The organism is Micromonospora maritima, assembly GCF_902825405.1.
GTDB classification, from domain to species: domain Bacteria; phylum Actinomycetota; class Actinomycetes; order Mycobacteriales; family Micromonosporaceae; genus Micromonospora; species Micromonospora maritima.
Genome location: NZ_CADEAU010000447.1, coordinates 1 through 4342 on the forward strand (window position 1 = coordinate 1; position 4342 = coordinate 4342).

At 75.4% G+C, this 4342-nt stretch carries 4 protein-coding genes and 1 pseudogene; 1 reads left to right on the forward strand and 4 read right to left on the reverse strand.

What is annotated here, in order from left to right; all coding sequences use genetic code 11:
- The 4 genes and pseudogenes from HUW36_RS26720 to HUW36_RS35290 form a co-directional block, all read right to left on the reverse strand.
- A partial coding sequence (locus HUW36_RS26720; RefSeq protein WP_174530672.1) for a hypothetical protein occupies positions 1-890 on the reverse strand: 890 nt, incomplete at its 3' end.
- A gap of 1 nt (position 891) precedes the next feature.
- The gene (locus tag HUW36_RS26725) at positions 892-1284 is read right to left on the reverse strand and encodes a hypothetical protein (RefSeq protein WP_174530673.1); all 393 of its coding nucleotides are present in this window, start codon (positions 1282-1284) and stop codon (positions 892-894) included.
- 207 nt (positions 1285-1491) lie between these two features.
- Positions 1492-2037, reverse strand: a pseudogene (locus tag HUW36_RS34635) (GTP-binding protein); the annotation flags it as partial.
- Positions 1935-3431: a GTP-binding protein gene (locus HUW36_RS35290; protein WP_425487269.1), complete on the reverse strand. Its 1497-nt coding sequence runs from the start codon at positions 3429-3431 to the stop codon at positions 1935-1937. The gene HUW36_RS35290 and the pseudogene HUW36_RS34635, both read right to left, overlap by 103 nt.
- Positions 3432-3809: 378 nt before the next feature.
- Between HUW36_RS35290 and HUW36_RS26735 the strand changes: the two genes are divergently transcribed.
- Positions 3810-4342 (forward strand): cellulose binding domain-containing protein (locus HUW36_RS26735; protein WP_174530674.1); only part of this gene is annotated, 533 nt, incomplete at its 3' end.

Below are 4342 nucleotides of genomic sequence, written 5' to 3' on the forward strand. Positions count from 1 at the left end.
GGCGCGGCCGAGGCGGCGGCGGTGACCCGCGCCAGCAGGTCCGTGGCCGCCTCGCCCGACTCCCGCGACAGCGCCCACACCAGGCCGCGGAGGAGGCGGTCCGAATCCTCGTGCACGGAACGCCGGTGGGCGGCGAACGCCTCCAGGACCGCGCGCACCGCCTGCGGTCCGCCGGTCGCGGTCGCGAGGTGCGCGTCGAGGGCGCGCAGCCATCTCGCCGGTGCCGCCGGCCGGTCGAGCGAGGCGCAGTGCGCCAACAGCTCGGGTACGCCCGGCGCGGCGAGGACATCGCCCAGGTTGGCGCGGACGAGCGGACCGAACCCGTCCCCGTTGTGCAGCAGCCAGGACGGCACGCGGCGACCGGTGGCGCGGTCGAGCGCCTGCCCGATCAGCAGCGCGACCCGCCGCCGCGGCTCGGCGGCCATGAAGTAGTCCTCGGTGATCTCGTCGAACAGGGCCGAGAGTGCCGGTGCCAGATCGGCCAGGTCGGCGGGCCGCAGGCACGCGGCGATCGTCGCCGGCAACTCCAGATGGGCGGCGTTCTGGTAGCCCCACCCGCGTCCGGCGACCTCCAGGCACCACACCAGATCCGCCCGGGTCCAGTCGTGCTCGCCGTCGGCGAGACTCCGCACGACGTCGTTCAGCGCGCTCGGCACCGAACCGGTGGCCGCCTCCAGGTGTACGGCCAGGGCGGCGCGGCGGCGGCGTACGGCCGACCACGACCCGGTGACGGCCCACTCGGGCGTCCGGGTCACCGACGACCCCCAGTAGTGGTCGATCGTCCGCCGCAGCAGCGCCCGCACCCGGGCATCGGCGTCGGCGAGCCCGGTCTCCACCTGCCGACGGTCCGCCGCGCTCAGCGCGGGAAGCAACCGCGTCCAGTCGGCCACGTCAGCCACCCACCAGGGGAACGAGCCGCACGAAGGCCACCTCGGGATCCGCGCGCAGGTCGATCTCCTCGTCCAGGTCGTCGACCTGGCGGTCACCGACCAGCAGCACGAAGCCGTTGCGGGCGAAGGCGGCACAGGCCGCGTCCGCCTGACGCTCCCAGTCCAGCCGCCGACCCTTGCCGACCCGGTAGCCGTTCAACGTCGCCTCCGCCTCGGTGGGCCGCACCAGGCCCCGGAAGACGTCGGCCTGGTCGGCGTTGAACCGCGCGACCTCCTCGCGGACGCGCAGCCGGACCAACTCCCGCGCGGAGATGCGATCCGGCAGGCCGGTCAACGGCCACTCGTCGACGGCCCGGCCCGTCGCTGTCTCGTCCCGAACCGTCACCGTGGCCATCGCGCCGTACTCCTCGCCTTGGGGTGAGCGGCATCATGGCACGGCCCTCCGACGGAAACGGGCGGTCAGCCGCCCGGGCAGCGACGGTGCGGAGAGCAGGACCAGGAACGCCACGACCGGGCCACCCCGTCGGCCCGTGCCGACCGCTTCCGAGGACATGCGGTCCAGCCCGGACGGTCGGGGTGCGACAGGCACGAGTCGGCGTACTCAGGACCGTCGGGCCAGGAAGCGCAGGTACTCCACCCGGTCGAACGGGTTGCCGTCGGTGCGGGGTCGGCACGGCGGATCGCCGGACACCTGCCGGTCGCCGCCCGGCACCGACGACCACAGTCCCTCCCCGCGGGACAGGTCCGGCAGCCGCCGCTGCGCCCGAGGTTCGAGCCGGGCCGGCAGCACCCCGTCGATCCGCCACCCGGCCGTGGTCTCCTCCGCGCCCTCGACCCGGGCGCCGAGCCGACCCAGGTACGACGTGACCGGGCCGAGCCGGTCGGCCGGCACCTCCGCCTCGAACCGACGGCACGGCTCGAAGACCCGGGTGCCGGCCTCGGCCAGCGCCTGCATCAGGACGTACGGCGCGAGGTCCCGGAAGTGCCCGGCCGTGGTGATCGGCGACCAGTAGCCGCTGTGCGTGAGGGTGACCCGGACGTCGGTCACCGGCCAACCGTGCCGGCCCTGGTCCAGGGCGGCCCGGGTGGCCTCCTCGATGGCCTTGTGGAACGACAGCGGCAGCGAGCCGAGTTCCACCTCCAGGCGGTAGTCGACCCCGGTGCCCGGCTCGACCCGGAAGCCGACCGTGCCGAAGAAGCCGTTCCCGATGACCTCCACCGCCCGGCCGGTGCCGGTCGGCCGCTCCACGTGCACGATGCGGCCCGGTCCGAAGTCCGCCTCGATCCCGTACGTCTCGGCCAGCGTCGCCTCCAGCACCTCGCGCTGCACCTCGCCGTAGAGGAGCACGCTCGTGCCGCCCTCCGGGGCCACCCGGGTCCGCAGGAACGGGTCGGTGTCCGCGAGGTCCAGCAACGCGGCGTGCAGCGCCGCCGACCGGGCCGGGTCACGGGCCGGATGACCGCCTCCACTGTCGGCGCGGGGAAGTGCGACCGCCCGTCCAGGCCGGCCGGGCTGCCGAGCTGGTCGCCGAGGCGTACCCCGGTCAGGCCGGTGACCCGGGCGATGTGCCCGGCGGTCAGCGTGCCCGGCCCGGCGTGGTCGGCGGTCGCGCCGGCCACGTCGAGCCCGGTGATCCGGGCGCGGGTCGCGGTGGTCCGGCCGTCCGGCTCCCGGCGGTACGCGACGACGCGCTGCCGCGCCCGCAACCGCCCGCCGTAGGAGCGCAGGTAGACCACCCGCTCACCGGCCGCGTCGCGTTCCACGGCGAAGACCCGGGCCCGCGGCGCGGGCTCGGCCGGCGGTGACGGCGGGAGCAGCGCCGCGACGGCGTCCAGCAGTTCCGGTACGCCGGCGCCGGACATCGCCGAGCCGAACAGCAGCGGATGGACGAGCCCTGCGGCGGTCTGCGCCCGCAGCGCCTCGTCGATCCGGCCCGGGTCGGGTGGCAGGTCGTCCACCAGGGTGGCCAGCAGCTCGTCGTCGTGCTCGGCGAGGACCTCGGCGAGCCGGTCGGCGTACCCCGGGTCCTGGGGCCGCACGGCCGCCCCGGGGGTGCCGGGCGCGCGGACCGTGCCCAGCGGGGCGACGGCCGGGGTGAGCAGCCGGCGCACGTCCGCGACCAGCTCGTCGGTGCGCGCGCCCACCCGGTCGATCTTGTTCACGAAGATCAGCGTGGGGAGCCGGAGCGACCGCAGGATCCGCATGAGCCGCCGGGTGTGCGGCTGAACCCCCTCGACGGCCGACACCACCAGCACGGCCGCGTCGAGCACCCCGAGCGCGCGTTCGACCTCGGCGACGAAGTCGCTGTGCCCGGGGGTGTCGAGCAGGTTGACCTGGCGGTCGCGTACCCGGAAGGGAGCCACCGCGCTGCGGATGGTGATGCCCCGGCGGCGCTCGATCTCGCCGGTGTCGGTCCGGGTCGTGCCGGCGTCGACGCTGCCCAGCCGGTCGATGGCGCCGGTGGCGTGGAGCAGGCGTTCGGTCAGGCTGGTCTTACCGGCGTCGACATGGGCGACGATGCCGAGGTTGACGGTCTGCATGGGTCGGCGGGTCCTCGAAAGCTCGCGTCCGGATGGGCGGGAAGGTGTCGAGTCCTCGCATCGCCGTGCTCCCGTCGGTCGGTTCGGCCCGTCTCCGGGTCAGGCTGGCACGGCCGGGCGTGGCCGGTCCACCCAAATAGCCGACCGCTTGATTCAATAGGTGCCGGTCAATATATTGTGGTGGGCGCCGCCGATGCCCGGGTGACCGGGCCGTCGGCGGCTGACAGGTCCACCCGAGCCGGGCACGTCGGTCGTACGCACCGACCAGTCGCCGTGGCGCACCGCCGCGCCGCACCCAGGGCACGCCGTCGCATCGCGTCCCCGCCGGACGCGCGCCGCCGCGCCGACTCCGCCCGCTCGACGCACGAAGGACTTCCCATGACGATTCTCCGCGCCCGCCCCGCCCCGACCCTGGCGGTGGTCGCCGCACTGGCCGCCGCCGTGGCCGCCGCCGGAACGGCAGTGCTCACCGGTCCGGCCTCGGCCGCACCGGGCTGCCGGGTCGACTACACGCCCAACCGGTGGCCCGGTGGATTCACCGCCACCGTCGAGGTCTCCCCGGGCGACACCGCCGTCTCCGGTTGGACCGTCACCTGGACGTACGCCGGGGACGACCGGATCACCAACGGCTGGAACGCCACGGTCAGCCAGTCCGGCGCGACGGTGACCGCCCGCAACCTGTCGTACAACGGCAGCATCCCGGCCGGCGGCTCCACCGAGTTCGGCGTGCAGGGCACCTACGGCACCGGCGGTGGCGTGCCGACCGGGTTCACCCTGAACGGTGTGGCCTGCAACGGCACCGCGCCGACGCCGACCGGAGCGCCCACCACGACGGTGCCCACCACCGCGCCGCCCACCACCGCCCCGCCCACGACGGCCCCGCCCACCAGCGCGCCGCCCACCACGGCCCC

Excerpts from the sequence above, each read along its gene's own strand:
- HUW36_RS26725 (WP_174530673.1), bottom strand. The coding sequence starts at position 1,284 with ATGGCCACGGTGACGGTTCGGGACGAGACAGCGACGGGCCGGGCCGTC.
- HUW36_RS35290 (WP_425487269.1), bottom strand. The coding sequence starts at position 3,431 with ATGCAGACCGTCAACCTCGGCATCGTCGCCCATGTCGACGCCGGTAAG.